The 18,831-nt window shown below is 41.0% G+C and carries 20 protein-coding genes; 19 read left to right on the top strand and 1 reads right to left on the bottom strand.

The features are described 5' to 3' along the window. Nucleotides 1–10: 10 nt before the first annotated feature. A complete protein-coding gene (locus ACEN2G_RS05885; RefSeq protein ID WP_442020546.1) occupies nt 11–406 on the bottom strand; it encodes a four helix bundle protein in 396 nt (131 codons plus the stop codon). A gap of 200 nt (nt 407–606) precedes the next feature. On the opposite strand from ACEN2G_RS05885, the gene tesB reads away from it, so the two are divergent. The 19 genes from tesB (at nt 607) to ACEN2G_RS05980 (ending at nt 18,794) form a co-directional block, all read left to right on the top strand. Continuing rightward, entirely contained in the window at nt 607–1,467 is an 861-nt protein-coding gene (tesB, locus tag ACEN2G_RS05890) for an acyl-CoA thioesterase II (RefSeq protein WP_442020547.1), read from the top strand. Between the two features lie 227 nt (nt 1,468–1,694). Further along, on the top strand, nt 1,695–2,387 hold the full coding sequence (gene ung, locus ACEN2G_RS05895) for a uracil-DNA glycosylase (protein WP_442020548.1): 693 nt from the start codon (nt 1,695–1,697) through the stop codon (nt 2,385–2,387). Nucleotides 2,388–3,648: 1,261 nt separating this feature from the next. Beyond that, nucleotides 3,649–4,449: a GNVR domain-containing protein gene (locus ACEN2G_RS05900; RefSeq protein WP_442020549.1), complete on the top strand. Its 801-nt coding sequence runs from the start codon at nt 3,649–3,651 to the stop codon at nt 4,447–4,449. 72 nt (nt 4,450–4,521) lie between these two features. Beyond that, nucleotides 4,522–5,832 (top strand): GDP-mannose 4,6-dehydratase, encoded by a 1,311-nt coding sequence (locus ACEN2G_RS05905; RefSeq protein WP_442020550.1) that lies wholly within the window; start codon nt 4,522–4,524, stop codon nt 5,830–5,832. After that, nucleotides 5,832–6,743 carry a dTDP-4-dehydrorhamnose reductase gene (gene rfbD, locus ACEN2G_RS05910; RefSeq protein WP_442020551.1) on the top strand — a complete coding sequence of 304 codons (912 nt, stop codon included), beginning with the start codon at nt 5,832–5,834 and terminating at the stop codon, nt 6,741–6,743. The genes ACEN2G_RS05905 and rfbD overlap by 1 nt, the downstream gene beginning before the upstream one ends. Continuing rightward, nucleotides 6,740–7,642 carry a glucose-1-phosphate thymidylyltransferase RfbA gene (gene rfbA, locus ACEN2G_RS05915; protein ID WP_442020552.1) on the top strand — a complete coding sequence of 301 codons (903 nt, stop codon included), beginning with the start codon at nt 6,740–6,742 and terminating at the stop codon, nt 7,640–7,642. Before rfbD ends, rfbA begins: the two co-directional genes overlap by 4 nt. A gap of 1 nt (nt 7,643) precedes the next feature. Next, nucleotides 7,644–8,195 carry a dTDP-4-dehydrorhamnose 3,5-epimerase gene (rfbC, locus tag ACEN2G_RS05920; protein ID WP_442020553.1) on the top strand — a complete coding sequence of 184 codons (552 nt, stop codon included), beginning with the start codon at nt 7,644–7,646 and terminating at the stop codon, nt 8,193–8,195. After that, on the top strand, nt 8,192–8,587 hold the full coding sequence (locus ACEN2G_RS05925; protein WP_442020554.1) for a sugar 3,4-ketoisomerase: 396 nt from the start codon (nt 8,192–8,194) through the stop codon (nt 8,585–8,587). The genes rfbC and ACEN2G_RS05925 overlap by 4 nt, the downstream gene beginning before the upstream one ends. Further along, nucleotides 8,584–9,321, top strand: coding sequence for an N-acetyltransferase (locus ACEN2G_RS05930; protein ID WP_442020555.1), 738 nt, complete (start codon nt 8,584–8,586; stop codon nt 9,319–9,321). Before ACEN2G_RS05925 ends, ACEN2G_RS05930 begins: the two co-directional genes overlap by 4 nt. Continuing rightward, complete coding sequence (locus tag ACEN2G_RS05935) at nt 9,318–9,737, top strand: MaoC family dehydratase (RefSeq protein WP_442020556.1); 420 nt, start codon at nt 9,318–9,320, stop codon at nt 9,735–9,737. Before ACEN2G_RS05930 ends, ACEN2G_RS05935 begins: the two co-directional genes overlap by 4 nt. A 9-nt stretch (nt 9,738–9,746) precedes the next feature. Next, on the top strand, nt 9,747–10,880 hold the full coding sequence (locus ACEN2G_RS05940) for a DegT/DnrJ/EryC1/StrS family aminotransferase (protein WP_442020557.1): 1,134 nt from the start codon (nt 9,747–9,749) through the stop codon (nt 10,878–10,880). Between the two features lie 24 nt (nt 10,881–10,904). Continuing rightward, entirely contained in the window at nt 10,905–12,161 is a 1,257-nt protein-coding gene (locus ACEN2G_RS05945; RefSeq protein WP_442020558.1) for an O-antigen translocase, read from the top strand. 97 nt (nt 12,162–12,258) lie between these two features. Next, entirely contained in the window at nt 12,259–13,155 is an 897-nt protein-coding gene (locus tag ACEN2G_RS05950) for a glycosyltransferase (protein WP_442020559.1), read from the top strand. Between the two features lie 46 nt (nt 13,156–13,201). Continuing rightward, a complete protein-coding gene (locus tag ACEN2G_RS05955) occupies nt 13,202–13,939 on the top strand; it encodes a hypothetical protein (RefSeq protein WP_442020560.1) in 738 nt (245 codons plus the stop codon). Next, entirely contained in the window at nt 13,940–15,166 is a 1,227-nt protein-coding gene (locus ACEN2G_RS05960; RefSeq protein WP_442020561.1) for an O-antigen polymerase, read from the top strand. A 46-nt stretch (nt 15,167–15,212) separates the two neighbouring features. Continuing rightward, the gene (locus ACEN2G_RS05965; protein WP_086961956.1) at nt 15,213–16,004 is read left to right on the top strand and encodes a glycosyltransferase family 2 protein; all 792 of its coding nucleotides are present in this window, start codon (nt 15,213–15,215) and stop codon (nt 16,002–16,004) included. Between the two features lie 22 nt (nt 16,005–16,026). Then, a complete protein-coding gene (locus tag ACEN2G_RS05970) occupies nt 16,027–17,226 on the top strand; it encodes a nucleotide sugar dehydrogenase (RefSeq protein ID WP_442020562.1) in 1,200 nt (399 codons plus the stop codon). Between the two features lie 56 nt (nt 17,227–17,282). Further along, nucleotides 17,283–18,239: a UDP-glucose 4-epimerase family protein gene (locus ACEN2G_RS05975; RefSeq protein ID WP_442020563.1), complete on the top strand. Its 957-nt coding sequence runs from the start codon at nt 17,283–17,285 to the stop codon at nt 18,237–18,239. 3 nt (nt 18,240–18,242) lie between these two features. Next, nucleotides 18,243–18,794 (top strand): sugar transferase, encoded by a 552-nt coding sequence (locus ACEN2G_RS05980; RefSeq protein WP_442020564.1) that lies wholly within the window; start codon nt 18,243–18,245, stop codon nt 18,792–18,794. The last annotated feature ends 37 nt before the right edge of the window (nt 18,795–18,831 follow it).

An 18,831-nucleotide genomic window follows, 5' to 3' on the forward strand; every position in this document is an offset into this window, starting at 1 on the left:
GGTCTTGCTCTCAGCTTCCGGCTTCCGGCTTCCGGCTTCCGGCTTCCAGCTTCCGGCTCTCAGCTTCTAGCTTTAACTTATTAATCAGCCCAGAGATCATCGAAGCTATTTCTTTGGTCTCCTTGATCCAATGGTTACCCAGTTCGTGTCCTATATATCCTATTTCTAAACCAATATAAGTTTGCGTTCTGAGCTCCGAACAAGAACCTTTAGCTATAAGGAGAAAGTGCATCTTATCTTTGGGTGTGCGTCTAGTCATCCCCTCCGCTATGTTGCTAGGAACTGATAATCCAGAGCGAGTAATTTGGTCTTTAAAACCAAAATCCCGCAAGCCGGCCAATGCTTTATAAACCTCAGCGGATAACTGAATCGAACGTCGCCAAATTTCTAGCTTTTCAAAATCCATAACAACTCCTTGTCATGCTTACACTCAGTAGTGCTTTAATTTTAATCTATAATTCAACACTGCGTTTTCTGAGCTACCTTACATGTTCCCAGCTTTTTCAGATCTTATCTTTCACTTCCAGCTCCGAGCTTCCAGCTTCTAGCTATCTTTCCCCCCTCAAATTTTGCTAATGTAGAAAAATTATTTAAGGGGGGAAAGAGATGAGTCAGGCATTAGACGAACTGTTGGCTTTGCTGGCGCTAGAGCCGTTAGACGAAGGCTTGTATCGGGGGCAAAGTGCGGACTTAGGCTTTGGTGCCGTATTTGGTGGCCAAGTGATGGGCCAAGCCTTGGCGGCGGCGAAATATACCTTGCCGGCAGAGCGCCAGGCGCATTCTTTTCATTCTTATTTTCTGCGCCCGGGTGATGTGCATAAGCCCATTATTTATGACGTAGAAAATATTCGCGACGGCAAAACCACCTCTACTCGCAGGGTAAAGGCGCTGCAGCATGGCAAGCCGATTTTCTATATGACGGCCTCTTTTCAAGAGCCTATCTCCGGCTTCGATCATCAAGTCGCCATGCCCGAGGTGGCAGGGCCTGCAGGCTTAGCCGATGACAGTGAGCACATTAAGGCGCTGGCCCAGCACTTGCCGTCCAAGGTGCGCGAAAAATGGTTATCATCTCAGCCCATCAGTATGCGCCAAGTAAATTACGTAAATCCCATGGCGCCAGAAAAAGCAGAACCGTTGCGCTATATCTGGCTCAAAGCCAACGGCGACTTGCCTAATGATCCGAGTATTCACAAATATTTATTGGCATATGCCTCAGATTTTAACTTCTTGCCGACCGCACTCATGCCCCACGGCCGCTCTTATTGGGATCGAGATCTACAAGTGGCGACTATCGATCACTCCATGTGGTTTCATCAGGATTTTAGCTTCGATGATTGGATCTTGTATGTCATGGAAAGCCCACGGGCCAGCGGCGGCCGCGGCCTAGTACAAGGTCGGTTTTATACCCGTGACGGCATTTTAGTTGCCAGCACCATGCAAGAAGGCATTATCCGCAAAAGACAGTGAAGGGTGAAGCGTAAAGGGATAAAGGAACACACCTACAAACAGCTTCCTGTAGGCGGCCGCTTCAGCTGGCAGTCCAGTCTCAGCGGGATTTTTTATGTTATTCTGGTCTTCCTAGCTAGTGTGATGATCTCGCCGTTAAACCGTCATCCTGACGGATGTCAGGATCTTGCTATTGTTGTGTGCTCGTCCACTTCACTCTTTACCCTTTACTCAAAACCGAGAATTAAATGGCTCTAACCTGGAATCAGCTTATCGAACACGAACAACAACAGCCTTATCTGCGCCAGACTCTGGATTTTGTCGAGCAAGAGCGGGCGGCAGGTAAGGTGATTTATCCGCCTGCGGCAGAGGTATTTACTGCTTTTAAGCTGACGCCGCTCGACCAAGTAAAGGTAGTGATCCTCGGCCAAGACCCTTACCACGGACCTAATCAAGCCCATGGCTTAAGCTTTTCGGTACTGCCCGGCGTTAAGGTGCCGCCTTCGTTACGTAATATGTACAAAGAGCTAAGCACAGATATTCCGGGTTTTATCACCCCCGATCACGGCCACTTAAGCTCGTGGGCAGAGCAGGGCGTGCTGATGATCAATACTGTGCTTACCGTTGAACAAGGCAAGGCGCACTCTCATGCCAAATTAGGTTGGGAAGCCTTTACCGATCAGGTTATCCAAACCGTGAATGAACATTGCCAAGGCGTGGTATTTTTACTGTGGGGTGCTCACGCCCAGAGAAAAGGTGCGCTGCTAGATAGTCAACGCCACCATATTCTGAGCGCCGCTCATCCTAGCCCCTTATCCGCCTATCATGGCTTTTTCGGCTGCCAGCATTTCTCGCAAACCAACCTGCTATTACAACAGCAAGGTAAAGAGCCAATTGATTGGGCAAAACTAAACCCAAACCCCTTTGCCACGGAAAAATAGAGCTGAGGGCTAAAAAGACTTTAATGTGTAAGGGCAAAGATAGCGCCCGGCGCCCAGCACCAAGGTAAATCAATAGCTGGTTTGGGTATTACTCTATATGCCGTCTTACCGGGCCTGCCCCGGTATCTCGCTCTTTGTCTAGCTAGGCGCTGGGCGCTCGGCGCTTATGTTTACTATTCTCCAATCCCTCGCTAATTGTCTAGCTGGGCGCAGGGCGCTGTTTCTAAGTTTCGACTGCGACGAAATGCGAGAGCACTTTATCTGCAACGGAATCCACGGAACCCACGGAAAAATAGCGATCAAATCTGAAAAAAAATTCTATGATTAAGACCTTACAAAAAAGAGGTATTAGTCATTTTTCGTCCATCTCAGCTTAATTTTTCCGTGTTCTTCTGTGGGTTCCGTGGCAAAAAGGTCTTTAATTTTATCTATCTTACCGGTATTAAGGCTTCGTCATTCTGGGCCTGACCCTGTATCTCGCTCTTTGTCTAAGGCCTAAACCAGATCCTGACGTGCGTCAGGATGACGGCTAAAAAGCAGTGATTGGGGAGCTGGGACTAGGGACTAGTAACTAGTAACAACGCCAAGCACTGGTTTTAACCATTCCCAACTCCCAGCGCCAAGGTAAATCAAGAGCTGGTTTGGGTATTATTCTTTATGCCGTCTTACCGGATTTACTCCGGTATCTCGCTCTTTGTCTAAGGCCTAAACCAGATCCTGACGTACGTCAGGATGACAGCTAAAGAGCAGTGAGTGGGCAGCTGGGATTGGTGATTAGTTAAATATAAGCACTTAGCCGCTGTTCTTCCTTAGCGATTAAAATCACTTTTCGATTTTATCCCTATTTTTCCGTTGGTTCTGCGTTCTTCCGTTGCAAAAATAGTTTTCGGTTTGAGCTTTCTTAACTCGGCACTAGAAGCCTGGCGCTTGTTTCCAACCCCTTCGTCGCCAGTCATTTGGGCTTATGTCAAATCTCAGCTCTTACCATTTAAGGAGTCTTGGTCAGATCTCATCTCTATTTTTCCGTGTTCTTTCGTGTATTCCGTGGCAAAAATGCTGTTAGCTGTTAGCTTCCAACCCTAGCCGAAATCCCGTAAACTTACGCACCTTTAAAATTTATTGGGTTAGCTCAGTAAATTTACCTTCAAAAACAGCTTATGGCCTTGGGGATTAGCCAACTGAACCCTATGGGCGGTAGCGTGCCTAAATCTCAAAAACATAAAATAAAAAACCTTATAATTCAAAGGATTAAAAAGAAGTCATGACTCAAGTACCCCAAAGGAAAGATGCTGAATTTAGTCAACCTATGCCTCGCCACGCCTACCAGGACGATGAGATTTCTTTGGTTGATCTAGCCAAAACCCTAGTTAAACGTTGGCGGTTAATGCTAGGAGTTTTCTTAGTTGTAGTATTTGGAGGTTTGGCTTATGCGCTTACCTTATCTACTCCGTACGAGTACACCACTATTTACAGCGGTGCCGAAGCCAGCCCCGGTACCTCGCTGGAGTCTACTGCCAGCTTAGAATCTAAAGTGAATAGTCTCTATATACCGCAACAAACTCGGCATTTATTGCAAACTAAGCAGCTAGAAAAACTCCCCTTTAAAGTCACGGTCAGCATACCTAAAGATACCAATTTAATTACCTTAACGAGCAAAGCGCAAGAAGCTGACAAGGACTTAGTAACAGATTTACATCATGGAATTATTACCCAGCTTAAAGCCGAGCAAGACCGCCAAACAGAGCAACGAGTTAGTATTTTACAGCAAAGACTAGACGCCGCTAAAGAGCAGTTAAAACTTACTATGACTTTGGAGTCTAACAAGTCCGGAGAAATTGCTACTGCTTTAATGGCAAGTGTAAGTAGTTTAGAGTCAGACATATCCAGCTTTGCTAATGGCAGAATAGTAGACGAGGTAAGCCAAAGCTTGCAGCCCAAAGGCATCAGTAAGTCCTTAATAATGGTACTTGCCATAGTGTTAGGCGGCATGTTGGCTGTAATGGCGGTATTTGTTCGCGAGTTTTCTTCCAAAGTATGTAGTAGCTTAAAAGAAGATAATTAATGTCTTTAAGCTACTGACGTTTAAACTAATTTGCTTAGCAATAAATTTTCTAGTGATGGATATTACAATATTATGAAAATCTTAGTTACCGGTGGTGCTGGTTTCATCGGGTCTGCCGTTATTCGGCATATAATTGAAAATACAGAAGATAGTGTAGTTAACCTAGATAAGCTCACTTACGCCGGTAACTTAGAAAACTTACTAACAGTTAATAACAGCGAACGCTACACTTTCGAACAGGTAGATATTTGTGACCGTGCAGAGTTAGATCGTGTATTCCAAGAGCACCAGCCCGATGCAGTAATGCACTTAGCAGCAGAAAGCCACGTTGATAGATCAATAGATGGGCCAAGCGATTTTATCCAAACCAATATCGTTGGTACCTATAACTTACTAGAAGCTGCAAGAGCCTATTGGAATGAGCTAGACACTGAGCGAAAGCAAGCTTTCAAGTTTCATCACATTAGTACCGATGAAGTCTACGGCGATCTTCCCCATCCTTCGGATGGCAGTGTTGAGTGCATAGTGGTGAGTGATGAGTTGAAAGAAAGTGTTGAGGGTTTAGTGTTGAGTGATGAGTTGAAAGAAAGTGTTGAGGGTTTAGTGTTGAGTGATGAGTTGCAAGATCAAACACTCAAAACTCAAAACTCAGCACTAAGCACTGAAGTACCACTCAACACTCAACACTCACAACTTAACACTACGGAAGCTTCGCTTCCGTTATTCACTGAGCAGACCGCCTATGCTCCCAGTAGCCCGTACTCGGCAAGTAAAGCGAGTTCTGATCATTTAGTCCGCGCTTGGTTACGCACTTATGGTTTTCCCACATTGATCACTAATTGCTCCAATAACTACGGGCCTTATCACTTTCCAGAAAAATTGATCCCGTTAGTGATACTCAATGCGCTGGAAGGCAAACCCTTACCCATCTACGGCAAAGGCGACCAAATTCGTGACTGGCTACATGTAGAAGACCACGCCCGTGCGCTTTACAAAGTAGTGACTGAAGGCATAGTAGGTGAAACCTACAACATCGGCGGCCACAACGAAAAAACTAACCTAGAAGTAGTGCAAACCATCTGCACCATCCTGGATGAGTTAGTTCCACTCAACACTCAGCATTCAAAACTCAACACTGAAGAACCACTCAACACTCAACACTCAAAACTCATCACTTACGTCAGTGATAGACCTGGCCACGACCGCCGCTATGCCATAGATGCCAGCAAAATCGAGCGCGAACTCGGCTGGAAGCCACAAGAAACGTTTGAATCTGGTATTCGCAGCACTGTGCAGTGGTATTTAGATAATCAAGATTGGGTGAGCAACGTACAAAGTGGGGCTTATCAAAACTGGATCAGCCAGCAGTATGGTGGCGAATAATGCACATCTTATTACTGGGAAAAAATGGCCAAGTGGGCTGGGAGTTGCAACGTGCTCTTGCACCTTTGGGCACTGTCACTGCTCTGGATAGACACTCAGCAGATTACTGTGGTGACCTAACTCAACCAGAAGCGCTTGCCAATACCATACGCAGCCTTAAGCCTGATGTTATTGTTAATGCTGCCGCCTATACGGCAGTCGATAAAGCCGAAAGTGAGCCTATACAGGCGCGCCAAATTAATGCCGATATCTTGGCCGTTATTGCTATTGAGGCCAACAAGCTGGGTGCGTGGCTGATCCACTACTCCACCGATTATGTCTTTAATGGCGAGGGGGCTAGCCCTTGGCAAGAAGATGATATTAGTGCACCTTTGAGTGTGTATGGCGCTACTAAGCTGGCTGGCGAAAACTTTATTACTCAAAATTGTAAACAATATCTTATCTTCCGTACCAGCTGGGTGTACGGCAGCCGCGGCAATAACTTCGCAAAAACCATGTTGCGTTTAGCTAAAGAGCGCGACGCCTTGAACGTAATAAACGATCAAATTGGGGCGCCCACTGGAGCTGATTTAATCGCCGATTGTACCGCTCACGCCGTTCGTATTGTTATGAGTCAAAGCACAGAGCATGCGCCAAGCTTAACTGGCGTCTACCACTTGGCAGCCAGCGGCGAAACCAACTGGCATGACTATGCGACTTTAGTGTTTAAAGAAGCAAGAAACCATGGCGTAACGCTTAAGCTTAATAATCTAAATGCAATTAGTACTCTTGAGTATCCAACACCGGCCTCGCGGCCCCTTAACTCGCGGTTAAATACCGAAAAATTACGCACAGCATTTAATCTCAGATTACCACCTTGGCAGCAAGGTGTAAGCCGCATGCTAACTGAAATATTGGAGCAGAACTCTTGAAGCAGCAACAAACGAGCACGCGTAAAGGTATTATTTTAGCGGGCGGCTCGGGTACCCGGTTATATCCTGTTACCATGACGGTGAGCAAACAACTGCTGCCGGTTTATGATAAGCCGATGATTTATTATCCATTGTGCACATTAATGCTGGCTGGCATTAAAGACATTTTAATTATTAGCACTCCGCAAGATACGCCGCGCTTTGAACAACTATTAGGCGATGGCAGCCAATGGGGATTGAACCTAAAATATGCTGTGCAGCCAAGTCCAGATGGCTTAGCTCAGGCTTTTATTATTGGTGAAGACTTTATTGGTAACGATGACTGTGCGTTAGTGCTTGGCGATAACATCTTCTTTGGCCATAACCTGCAACAAGAGCTAGAGCAAGCTGGCCGCCAAACCTCAGGCGCTACTGTGTTTGCCTATCATGTGCAAGATCCTGAACGATATGGCGTAGTGGACTTTAATGCACAAGGCCAAGCGCTCAGCTTAGAAGAAAAGCCCCGTGAGCCCAAGAGCAACTATGCGGTCACCGGCTTGTATTTTTACGACAATCAGGTGATTGAAATTGCAAAAAACATTAAGCCTTCACACCGTGGTGAGCTAGAAATAACCGACGTGAATAAAGTCTATTTAGAGCGCAAGCAGCTATCGGTGACCACCATGGGGCGTGGTTATGCATGGCTTGATACGGGAACTCACGACAGCTTAATGGAAGCAGGCACTTTTATTCAGACTATAGAGCAGCGCCAAGGCTTAAAAGTAGCCTGCCCAGAGGAAATAGCCTATCGCAAAGGTTTCATCAATGCTGATCAAGTACAAAAGTTGGCACAACCTTTAGCTAAGAATGCTTACGGGCAGTATTTGTTCAACTTAATTAAACCAGGATACAGAGGTTAAAATGAATGTTATTAATACAGCTATTCCTGATGTGCTGATTTTTGAGCCTAAAATATTCGGTGACGATCGAGGTTTTTTTTATGAGAGCTTCAATCAGCAGCAATTTGAACAGTCTGTAGGCCAGGCGGTTAGCTTTGTACAAGATAATCACTCTCGTTCAAGCAAAGGGGTACTGCGCGGGCTGCACTATCAACTTGCACCTTACGCACAAGGCAAACTGGTAAGAGTAGTACAGGGTGAAGTATTTGACGTTGCTGTAGATATTCGTAACAGCTCACCTACTTTTGGCCAGTGGGTAGGAGCGAATCTATCGGCTGAAAACAAACGTCAATTATGGATACCTGAAGGCTTTGCGCATGGCTTTATAACGTTGAGTGACAGTGCAGATTTTTTATATAAAACCACCAATTACTATGCCCCAGCTTACGAAAGAACCATTTTATGGAGCGATCACGAATTAGCTATTAAATGGCCTACTTCTATTAAGCCTCATGTTAGTCAAAAAGATAAAGATGCGCTTTCTTTCAACCAAGCGATGCAGGAGAAATTATGAGCTTATTAGAGTTTATTAATTTCCCCCCACTAGGTGATGAGCGCGGTTCATTAGTGGCTTTAGAAGCTGATAATACAGTGCCTTTCGATATCAAGCGTGTCTATTACATCTTCAATACTCAAGCCGGTGTAGCAAGAGGCTTTCATGCCCACCACAACTTAAAGCAAGTAGCAGTATGTGTCACCGGTAAATGCCGTATGGTGCTTGATGATGGCAAAACTCGCGAAGACGTTTGGTTAGACTCTCCAACTAAAGGTTTATTAATAGGCGATTTGGTGTGGCGAGAAATGCATGATTTCAGTGAAGACTGTGTACTGCTAGTGCTAGCCAGCGAACATTATGATGAAGCTGATTATATTCGTGATTATGAAGAATTTCTGAGGTGTTTATGAGTATCCACCCAACCGCAATAGTGTCTAATAAAGCAATAGTTGGTACTAACGTTAAGATAGGTGCCTATACAATTATTTACGATAATGTTGAAATTGCTGAAAATACAGTAATTGAAGCGTTTTGTGAAATAGGCGTATCAAATCATCTGTCTGGTGGTGAAATATTATATATAGGCTCAAATTCACATATTAGATCTCACAGTATCTTTTATGAGGGCTCAGTGTTCTTAGAGTCATTAGTTACAGGTCATCGTGTGACTGTACGCGAAAAAATAAAAGCCGGTAAAAATTTACAAATAGGAACGCTATCTGATTTACAAGGGCATTGTGAAATTGGTGATTATGTTCGTTTTCATAGTAACGTGCATATAGGTCAGAAAAGTAAAATTGGTAATTATGTATGGATTTTTCCTTATGTCGTACTAACAAATGACCCGCATCCGCCAAGTGATACATTGCTTGGTGTAACAGTTAAAGATTTTGCTGTTATTGCAACTATGAGTGTGATTTTACCAGGTGCAATAATTAGCCGAGGCTGCCTAGTTGGTGCTCATTCTTCTATTAAGGGTATTACAGAAGAAGAAATGATTTATGCTGGCTCACCTGCTAAAAAAATATGTTCCACCGCGAAAATAAAACTGCATGACAAAAGTGGAAGTGCATACCCATGGCGCAAGCACTTTCATCGAGGCTATCCAGAAGAGCTGGTTAAACAATGGATGAGTGAATTGTGAATATAAAAAAATCATTCGCTATAGAAGAAATTAAAGTTGGTATGACAGCATCCTATAGTCAGACAATTACAGATGCTGATGTAAAAGCTTTTGCAGGTGTTTCTGGAGATCATAATCCTGTGCACTTAAGTGAAGAATATGCAAAAGACTCTAGGTTTAAAGATAGAATTGCACATGGTTTATTAACAGCTAGCTTTTTTTCTGCAATTTTCGGAACAAAGCTACCTGGCGAAGGCTGTGTATATGCAGGTCAGAATTTGCAATTTAAAAGACCAGTTTATTTAGGTGACACAGTGATTGCTAAAGTAACTGTTACCGCAGTTGATGTGCTTAAAAAGCGTGTAACGTTTAAAACAGTGTGTACGGTTAAAGGAAAACCCGTAACAACTGGTACAGCCGAAATATTTATTCCCTAGGTATATAAAATGATTCCTTTCCTCGACCTCAAAGCCATCAACGCCCAATACCGTGACGAACTGATCGCCGCCTGTACCCGTGTTATCGACTCCGGCTGGTATATCGCAGGTAATGAACTTACACAATTTGAACAGGCGTTCGCCAGCTACTGCGGCACTAAGCATGCGATTGGTGTGGCTAATGGTCTTGATGCACTGATTCTGACCCTGCGCGCGTGGAAAGAGTTGGGCAAGCTCAAAGACGGCGACGAAGTGATCGTTCCGTCCAACACCTACATCGCTAGTATTCTAGCCATCAGTGCCAACAATTTAGTACCGGTATTAGTAGAGCCAAACTTAGCCACCTACAATCTCTGCCCAATAAAAACCGAAGCGGCAATTACCGCCAAAACTCGCGCCATTCTCCCTGTGCATTTATACGGCCAGTTAGCTGATATGCCCGCCATTATGGCTATCGCACAGCGTCATAACTTACTTGTGCTAGAAGATTCTGCCCAAGCCCATGGAGCAGAATTAAACGGCAAAAAAGCGGGTAACTGGGGTGATGCCAGTGGCTTTAGCTTTTACCCAGGTAAAAACCTCGGCGCATTAGGCGATGCCGGTGCAGTTACGACCAATGATGACCAACTCGCCGAAACTTTACGCGCACTGCGCAACTACGGCTCACACGAAAAATATAAAAACTTGTTTCAAGGCACCAACAGCCGCCTAGACGAAATTCAAGCCGCCATGCTGAGCGTCAAGCTAAAACACTTAGATATCGAAACAGCACACCGCAGCAAAGTAGCACAAGCTTACCTAACTGGCATCACCAACCCAGCAGTCGTTTTGCCTGAAGTTCATTCAAAATTCAAAATTCAAAATTCAAAATTCATGAGCGAAGCTCATGTCTGGCATGTTTTCGTCATCCGCTGCGAGCAGCGCGACGCCCTGCAAAAGCACTTGTTAGAGCATGGCGTACAAACCTTAATCCACTACCCAATTCCACCGCATCAGCAGCAGGCTTATAAAGAGTGGAATATGGATAGCTATCCAGTGTCGGAGCTGATTCACCAGCAGGTCATGAGCTTGCCAATGGGGCCGACTATTACGATGGATGAAGTCAAAAAGGTGATTGCAGCCATAAACACATTCAAAATTTAAAATTACTCATTAAGAATTAATCCTGTGACTCTGATAAAAACCAGCCTGCTCAACGGCATTGCTGTAGTGATAAAAATGCTCACTATGCTAGGGCTTAACAAGATACTCGCTATCTATGTTGGCCCTGCAGGCTATGCGGCGATTGGTAACTTTCAAAACGCTGCACAAATGATCACTACCTTTGCCAGCGGTGCTATTAATACCGGTGTAGTGAAATACACCGCTGAATACCATGACGATGAAGAAAAGCAGCGGCAAGTGTGGCGCACTGCCGGCACAATTGCAGTACTGGGATCCGTCATTACCGGAATAGGCGTAGCTATATTTAGCAAGCAAATCGCGCATTGGTTTTTGCAGGACGAAAGTTATAACACTGTTTTTATCTGGTTCTCAGTCACCTTGGTTTTCTTTATTTTTAATACGCTATTGTTGGCGATATTAAACGGTAAAAAGGAAATTCACCGCTACATTATTGCCAATATTGCAGGCAGCCTTTTTTCATTAGCCGTCACCAGTATTCTAGCGATCCAGTTTGGATTACTTGGTGCATTAACTGCATTAGCTATTTTTCCTTCTTTTGCATTTGTTGTTACTTTGTACCTTTGCTATAAGGCTGATTGGTTTAAATTCAGTTATTTGTTTGGCCGCTTAGATAAGCAAGTCGTTTTAAACCTAAGCAAATACACCGCCATGGCTCTCACCAGTGCTGCTTGTGTGCCAGTAAGTCATATCTTAATTCGTACGCACCTTGCCGATACCTTAGGGTTAGATGCTGCAGGTTACTGGGAAGCCATGTGGCGCTTAAGTGGGGCTTACTTAATGCTCGTAACAACAACGCTAAGCCTGTACTACCTGCCTAAGCTATCAGAACTGAAAGATCCAAAAGAAATAAAGGCGGAAATCCTCCAGGGCTACAAGATTATCCTGCCCGTAGCTGCTGCCTGTGGTTTAGTTATTTACTTGCTGCGGGACTTTATTATCGGCTTGCTTTTTACCCAAGACTTTATACCCATGCGTGAACTGTTTGCTTGGCAAATGGTGGGCGATACGTTAAAGATTGGCAGTTGGATACTTGCTTACCTGATGCTAGGTAAAGCCATGATGAAGTTATTTATTGCCAGTGAAATTGTGTTTGCAGCAGGGTTTTATGGTTGGACGTATTTTTTTACAAGTATGTACGGCTTAGAAGGTGTCACCATTGCGCATGCAATTAACTACGCAATTTATTGGGTGGTGATGGGTGTGTTTATTGGTAAAGTTTTTTTAAGAAAGCAATCATAGTCTCTTGCCCTGCTCATCGCTGCGTTCAACTCTTTATTGTTAATGAAATTTTAATCATGAGTAAATTATAATGTTTTTATAAGGATTTAATTAAACAATGAAATATGTAAATAAAATTTCAATTGTTACGCTCACATATAAAAACTGGCACCTTTTAAATAATGCTATTAATTCATTGGCTAGCCAAGTAATAGATAAAGATTATGAAGTTGAGTACATTATAGTTGACGACGGTACTGTTGGTTTCAACGTTAGCTATGTTGAAGATTTACTTTGTAAACTAAGAGCACTTAATTTCGAATGCCATTTAATCATTAATGAAAAAAACTTAGGAACGGTAGCATCATTTAATAATGCAATCAAAAAATCCACGGGTGACTTGATCGTCCCGTTATCAGCAGATGATGAACTATATGATGAAAATGTAATAGCAAAAATTATTGATAAGTTTAATAGCAATAAGTGTTTATTATTAACAGCATTAAGAGTGCCAGTAAGAAATGGAAAAGAGTTATATGTGTTACCTGAAAAAAAATATTGGAATTTGTTTCACTTTCCTAAGAAATTACATGAAAAGATTTCCCTAAATGGCAATATAATCTCTGGCGCGTGCACTTATTATCATAAAAATATTTTTAAAAAAGTTGGGATGTTTGATGAAGATTATCGTTTAATAGAAGATTATCCTTTTTATCTAGAGGTGCTTTCAAAAGGTATTAGTATTCCATTATTAAAAGTAAAAGCTATTAAATATAGTATGCAAGGTGTATCTACTAACCATAGAGTTAGCCCACTCTTTACTAAGGATATGAACTTGTTACTACAGAGAATACTTAAAGAAGGAGAATTTAATTTTTTTGAAAAGCGTTACTTTCATTTTCAGCGTTGTTTACCTGTGACCGAAAAAGTAAGAGTTAAAAATATAGTACTCTATCCAGAACAGTTGGCTTTATGGGTGTTGAGAAATGTTAAGAAATTAATTTGGAGAAAATGAATTGAATGTTCTTGTTATTCCTATATATAACAATATAGAAACATGCATGGTTTTTTTAGACCGTCATTATGAGTTTTTTATAAAATATAATGTCAGGCTAATATTTTGTAATAATGATAACACATCAATTACAGAACTAAATAAGGATTACGCCCAATTAATAATTAAAATAATTAATAATAATAAGAACCATGGTTATTTTGGATCAGCAAGAGAGGCATTAATTTACTTAAAAAATATCGAATACAATTATGTTATTTTATCTAATGTAGATCTATGCCTTGATGAATCTTATTTTAAAGGGCTAGCGGATAATATAAGTGACGAGCCATTAATCTTAGCTCCCAGTATTATTTCAAATTTGACTAGACGGCAGCAAAATCCACTATATAGAGAGAAACCACGGAAAATCAAGATGCGATTTCTTTATTTTTTGCTTTTAAATAGATATTTTTATGCTTTTTATAAGGCTTTAAGTTCAGTTTTCTCTAGAGAGAGTACAAAACAAAGTGATTTAAGGATATACGCCGTACACGGAGCTAATGTTATTGTTAATTATAAAGCCATACAACGCGGTATTGATTTTTCTCATTGTGGATTTTTATTTGGTGAAGAGATTTCATTAGCTGAAAGAGTAGCAGAGCTTGATGTTGAAGTTAAATTTATAAAGACTATGAAAGTAGTTCATTATGAGCATGATTCGACAGGTAATTATTTGCGGAGCAAGCTAATTACTTGTTACCACAGGCGTTCAATTGGTAATATTATAAGAAAGTTTTTTTAAATGTTTATTTATGATTTTATTAATAGTGTTAATGTAGAGCTGTATTTTTTAACAATATTTTCTTTAATTACCGTCATGATCTCAATAGCATACTTTTTAAAACAAAAAATATTGCACCCCATTTTCCTTGGCGATTTATTTTTTTTTCAAAGTGCTCTTGTTTATGTATTTCATGAAAATAATAATTATTTAATGTATTCTTTGCTTATAATTTTTGTCTATATTTTGTCAAGAACTATTGGAATGTATCTTAACAATAAATTGTTTTTTTTTAGTTGTGCAAGAGCGTCTAGAGCTCATTTATCCCGTAAATTATTCTTAATGATAGTCATATTATGTTCGGTTTTTAGTATTCTTACATTTTTTTATTTAGATTCTTTGAGTCAGATTAATACATCATTTAAAATAACTTGGGTTTTAGAGAAGCCAATTCTAAGTTTCTTCTATTCATTTTCACTTATCGCCAGTCTTGTTTTTATACCCTTATATTTTGTTAAGCAAAAACGTAGTGTTTTGGATAAACTATTAGCTTTGTTAGTTTTGTTTATTTTTTCATATAATTCTGTAATGTTTCATATGAAAGGATACTTCATATTTGTATTGCTATCTTTATTTTTTTATTTTGACTGCAAAGGTAAGAAAATAAATCTTAAAGTAATTATTTTAGTGTTGTTAATTGCTTTGTTTTACTTATCTTTATTTTATAATTTAGATAGTTATATTAAACTAATCGATAGGATTATTAAAAATGCAGATGGGAGTTTCATTTTTTTAGAATATAATTTAGGTGATGGTCGTATATTTTTATTTTATAATGCATATATTTACTTTATGAAATTCATCTTTTTTAAATTTCTCCCTTCGCATGAACTTGGCCAAGCCATCTCAAGTTTTGCCCCTTACGTTTATGCTGAAGGCGGAGGAGTAAACGATCATTTCATTATCTATCTTTTTTTGAGCACAGATCAGCAAAGCTTTCAGTTGATAATGTTTATGGCTTTTATAAATGTAATTATTCTACCATTGCTCAGCTATTTGAAATCTTCAAAAAATTTATTTCTATTCGGCCTTGGAGGCTGGCTGTATATAAATAGCTTTCTTGTTTTTCAGATGCCAAGTGGTTTTTTTCTTTCCTTATCTAAATACTTAAGTTGCTTGATTTTAATATCCTTAATTATTTTGTTGTACAAGATGCTTATTATAAAGAACAAGGCGCATAGTAAGTAATCATTATTTTTATATGTTGATTTATAGTTTATCTAAGGAGTAAGTAGTGGAGGAGCTTTGCAATAAAGTTACTGTTGTTACTGCGGTTTATAACTCTGAAAAATACATAACAAAAAGTATTGATTCTGTGTTAGATCAATCCTATGTTAATTGGGAGTTGATACTAGTGGATGATAAATCCAATGATTTATCTGTAGAAATTATAAGGTCATACGTAGAATTAGACCCTAGAATTAAATTAATTGAATTAACTGAAAACTTGGGAGCTGCGGTAGTTCGCAACAAGGCTATAGAGAGGGCACAAGGTCGCTATATTGCATTTTTAGATAGTGATGATGTCTGGTTACCTAATAAACTTGAAAAACAAATCTCCTTTATGCAGAAAAATAATTACCCGTTTACGTTTGGTGCTTATGACAAAATTAATGAGAGTGATGAAATATTTGGTCATTTGGGAGTGCCAAGTAAAGTTAGTTACTATGACCTGTTGAAATCATCTTCAATTGGTTGCTTGACTGCTATTTACGATACAGAATATTTTGGAAAAGTTTATATGCCTTTAATACGTAAGCGTCAAGATTTAGGGTTATGGTTGAAGTTACTAAAAAAAACGGATTTCGCTTATGGTCTCAACGAGACGTTAGGTATATATAAGGTACGCCAAGACTCAATTTCAGCTAGTAAAAAAAATGCGGCTCTCTTCACTTGGCGTTTATATCGAGATGTTGAAAAATTAAATTTAATAAAAGCTAGTTATTATTTTTCTCAATATGCTATCCGTGGACTGTTACGAACAAAACATCCAGATTTAGCTAGGTTTTTGGGGTTCCTCAAATGAACCTTAATAAAGTGGAGTTAGCATGAAAATTTCCATTGCTGGAACAGGTTACGTCGGTTTATCCAATGCCATGCTACTAGCTCAACACAACCAAGTGTGTGCTATCGACATAGTGCCGGAAAAAGTTGCGCTACTAAACAATAAGCAGTCACCCATCGCTGATATTGAAATTGAGGATTTTTTAGCTAATAAAACGCTAAATTTTACTGCAACTTTAGATAAGCAAGAGGCGTATCAAAACGCTGATTATGTAATAATTGCTACCCCTACAAACTATGATCCTAAAACCAATTATTTTGATACTAGTAGTGTAGAGGCTGTGGTCAGTGATGTTGCGGAAGTTAACCCTAACGCAACGATTATTATTAAGTCCACAGTGCCGGTAGGTTTTACAGAGCAACTCAACATTAAATACTCAACACTTGACATTATTTTCTCACCTGAATTCTTACGTGAGGGTAAGGCGCTGTACGATAACCTTTATCCTTCACGCATTATTGTGGGTGGGCAAAGCGAACAGGCTAAAACCTTTGTCAGTCTTTTACAGCAGGGTGCAATTAAACAAGATGTAACGGTACTCTTTACTAATAATACTGAAGCTGAAGCGGTGAAGCTGTTTTCTAATACTTATCTGGCTATGCGTGTGGCGTATTTTAATGAGCTAGACAGCTATGCTGAAGCGCAGGGTTTAAATTCTCAGCAGATTATTCAAGGCGTTGGTTTAGATCCTCGTATTGGCGATCACTACAACAACCCTAGCTTTGGCTATGGCGGTTATTGCTTGCCTAAAGACACCAAACAGCTGCTAGCGAACTACGATCAAGTACCTAATAACATTATCCAAGCCATTGTTGAAGCCAACCGCACTCGTAAAGATTTTATTGCCGAGATGGTGATCAAGAAGCTCAATGCGCTACCAAAATCGCATTCAGGAGCACAAACTGTGGTGGGTATCTACCGTTTAGTGATGAAGGAAGGTTCTGATAATTTCCGGGCTTCTGCGATTCAGGGCATTATGAAACGCATTAAAGCTAAAGGTATTGAAGTGGTGGTGTATGAGCCTGTACTGCAAGAAGAATATTTCTATAACTCGCGGGTTGTCAGTGATTTAAATGAATTTAAAAGATTAAGCACCGTGATTGTCGCCAATCGCTTAAATGAAGACTTAATCGACGTAAAAAGCAAAGTTTATACTAGAGATCTGTTTGGTTCTGATTCTTGAACGCTTGGGTATTATCTAAATTTTTATAAAACAGTCATAGCTGTAAAGAGTGAAATATGAACTTAAAGAAACAACGGGTCTTATTAACCGGCGCTACTGGCTTTGTGGGTAATGCTTTGCAGCAACGCTTATTCGTTGATGAAGTTTATGATTTAACCATTGCTGTACGACGGGCGTCAACAACGCCAAGCGCTGGTTCTGTAGTGCAAGTACCTGCCTTAGGGGTAGAGACGAATTGGAAGAGTGCTTTACAAGATGTAGATTTTGTAATCCACGCTGCTGCTCGTGCACATGTCATAAAAGATAAAGCTGCAGAACCCGCGGCGGAATACCGCCAGGTAAACGTTGATGGCACGCTTAATCTTGCCCGACAAGCAGCTGACGCAGGTGTAAAACGATTTGTATTTATTAGCTCTATTGGTGTTAACGGTAATATAAGTAGTAAGCCTTTTATGACTGATGACGAAGCTAATCCAGCAGAAATGTATGCGCAATCCAAGTGGGAAGCCGAGCAAGGACTGTGGGAAATTCATAAAGAATCTGGGATGGAGTTAGTTATTATTCGTCCGCCTTTAGTATATGGCCCTAATGCTCCCGGTAATTTTGGCAGCTTAGTCAGTTGGATTAGTAAAGGTGTACCGCTACCTTTAGGTGCTATTCATAATCAGCGCTCTTTAGTGGCGCTAGATAATTTAGTAGATCTGATTATTACTTGTGTTGCTCACCCAGCTGCAGCTAATCAAGTGTTTTTAGCTGGCGATGGTGAGGATTTATCTACTACTGAATTATTACGTGGCGTAGCCAAAGCTATGGGTAAGCCAGCACGGCTTATTCCTGTACCTGCAAGCATGTTGCAGTTAGGCGCTAATTTGTTGGGTAAAAAAGCCATGGCGCAAAGGCTATTAGGCTCGTTACAGGTGGATATTAGTAAAACTCAACAGCTTTTAGGCTGGACGCCTCCATTAACGGTTGAGCAAGGGCTGAAACGCTGTTTTGAAACCAAAAAGGATTAATGTGTGATCCGTTTATTTGATATTGTGTTTTCTTTGTTGGGTTTAGTGTTCGGCTTTCCGATATTGGTATTACTTACCATTATCGGGTTCTTTGACTCAGGCTCACCCATTTTTCGTCAAGTTCGAGTAGGACGTAATCAACAGCCTTTTACGTTGGTTAAGTTTCGTACTATGAAAGTGGACACCGCTTCTGTGGCTTCTCATTTAGCGAGTGCTTCATCTATTACCCCTTTTGGACATTTCTTGCGCCGCACTAAATTAGATGAGCTGCCACAATTATGGAACGTACTCACTGGAGACATGAGCTTGGTCGGCCCTCGACCTGGATTGTTTAACCAAGCAGAGTTGACTGCCGAGCGCGCGCAGCGCGGTGTGTATAATGTACGCCCTGGTATTACTGGCCTTGCGCAAGTGAACGAGATTGATATGTCTACTCCACAACTGTTAGCAGAAACTGATCAAAAGATGATCGCAAGCTTAACAGTAAGTGATTACTTCCGTTATATTTTGATGACGGTGGCAGGCAAAGGAGCTGGAGACCGGGTTAAAAAGTAGCGCTGAGCTTCACTAGTGTTGAGTTGTAAGTGTTGAA

The sequence above is a fragment of the Oceanisphaera sp. W20_SRM_FM3 genome, assembly GCF_052119705.1.
GTDB lineage: Bacteria > Pseudomonadota > Gammaproteobacteria > Enterobacterales > Aeromonadaceae > Oceanimonas.

Excerpts from the sequence above, each read along its gene's own strand:
- ACEN2G_RS05885 (WP_442020546.1), bottom strand. The coding sequence starts at position 406 with ATGGATTTTGAAAAGCTAGAAATTTGGCGACGTTCGATTCAGTTATCC.
- tesB (WP_442020547.1), top strand. The coding sequence starts at position 607 with ATGAGTCAGGCATTAGACGAACTGTTGGCTTTGCTGGCGCTAGAGCCG.
- ung (WP_442020548.1), top strand. The coding sequence starts at position 1,695 with ATGGCTCTAACCTGGAATCAGCTTATCGAACACGAACAACAACAGCCT.
- ACEN2G_RS05900 (WP_442020549.1), top strand. The coding sequence starts at position 3,649 with ATGACTCAAGTACCCCAAAGGAAAGATGCTGAATTTAGTCAACCTATG.
- ACEN2G_RS05905 (WP_442020550.1), top strand. The coding sequence starts at position 4,522 with ATGAAAATCTTAGTTACCGGTGGTGCTGGTTTCATCGGGTCTGCCGTT.
- rfbD (WP_442020551.1), top strand. The coding sequence starts at position 5,832 with ATGCACATCTTATTACTGGGAAAAAATGGCCAAGTGGGCTGGGAGTTG.
- rfbC (WP_442020553.1), top strand. The coding sequence starts at position 7,644 with ATGAATGTTATTAATACAGCTATTCCTGATGTGCTGATTTTTGAGCCT.
- ACEN2G_RS05925 (WP_442020554.1), top strand. The coding sequence starts at position 8,192 with ATGAGCTTATTAGAGTTTATTAATTTCCCCCCACTAGGTGATGAGCGC.
- ACEN2G_RS05930 (WP_442020555.1), top strand. The coding sequence starts at position 8,584 with ATGAGTATCCACCCAACCGCAATAGTGTCTAATAAAGCAATAGTTGGT.
- ACEN2G_RS05940 (WP_442020557.1), top strand. The coding sequence starts at position 9,747 with ATGATTCCTTTCCTCGACCTCAAAGCCATCAACGCCCAATACCGTGAC.
- ACEN2G_RS05950 (WP_442020559.1), top strand. The coding sequence starts at position 12,259 with ATGAAATATGTAAATAAAATTTCAATTGTTACGCTCACATATAAAAAC.
- ACEN2G_RS05955 (WP_442020560.1), top strand. The coding sequence starts at position 13,202 with ATGGTTTTTTTAGACCGTCATTATGAGTTTTTTATAAAATATAATGTC.
- ACEN2G_RS05960 (WP_442020561.1), top strand. The coding sequence starts at position 13,940 with ATGTTTATTTATGATTTTATTAATAGTGTTAATGTAGAGCTGTATTTT.
- ACEN2G_RS05970 (WP_442020562.1), top strand. The coding sequence starts at position 16,027 with ATGAAAATTTCCATTGCTGGAACAGGTTACGTCGGTTTATCCAATGCC.
- ACEN2G_RS05975 (WP_442020563.1), top strand. The coding sequence starts at position 17,283 with ATGAACTTAAAGAAACAACGGGTCTTATTAACCGGCGCTACTGGCTTT.